This window comes from Streptomyces sp. A1136 (assembly GCF_004795055.1).
In the GTDB taxonomy this organism is placed as follows: domain Bacteria; phylum Actinomycetota; class Actinomycetes; order Streptomycetales; family Streptomycetaceae; genus Streptomyces.
This window is the reverse complement of sequence record NZ_SSBJ01000343.1, coordinates 1-534: the sequence shown is the minus strand read 5'-3', so window position 1 is coordinate 534 and position 534 is coordinate 1. Positions and strand designations below refer to the sequence as shown.

Annotated in this window: 1 protein-coding gene; it reads left to right on the top strand. The window is 75.7% G+C overall.

Features of this window, described 5'->3' with window-relative positions:
* On the top strand, positions 1–474 hold a 474-nt coding region (locus E6R62_RS38945), incomplete at its 5' end, for an EamA family transporter (RefSeq protein ID WP_168714335.1).
* Positions 475–534 lie beyond the last annotated feature (60 nt).

Below are 534 nucleotides of genomic sequence, written 5' to 3'. Positions count from 1 at the left end.
CTCACCGCGGTGGTGCTGGTCTCGGCCGAGGGCGGGCTGACGGCGCTGCGCACGGCGCGTCCGGTCAGCCTGGCGCCGGCGCTCGTCGCCGGGGCGGCCTTCGGGCTCTTCTTCGTCCTCCTCGACGGCACATCCCAGACCTCCGGGCTCACGCCGCTGGTCGCGGCCCGGCTGGCCTCGGTCGCGCTCGTGGTGGTCGTGGCCCTCGCCGGGCGGCAGACGCTGCGGGTCACCGGGGCGGCGTTCCCGCTGGTGGCGCTGTCCGGGCTGGGCGACATGAGCGCGAATGCGCTGTTCCTGCTGGCGACCCAGCAGGACGGCCAGCTGGCGATCACCGGCGTGCTGGCCTCGCTCTACCCGGTCAGCACGGTGCTGCTGGCCCAGGTGCTGCTGCGCGAGCGCCTGGTCGGTGCACAGATCGCCGGCCTGGGCGCCGCCGTCGTCGCCGTCGTCCTGATCACGCTGCCGGGCTGACCCCTCCCCCATCGGGGGAGGCGACGGGGCGGAGAGCTGCTGTCGACGCCCTGGGACGCC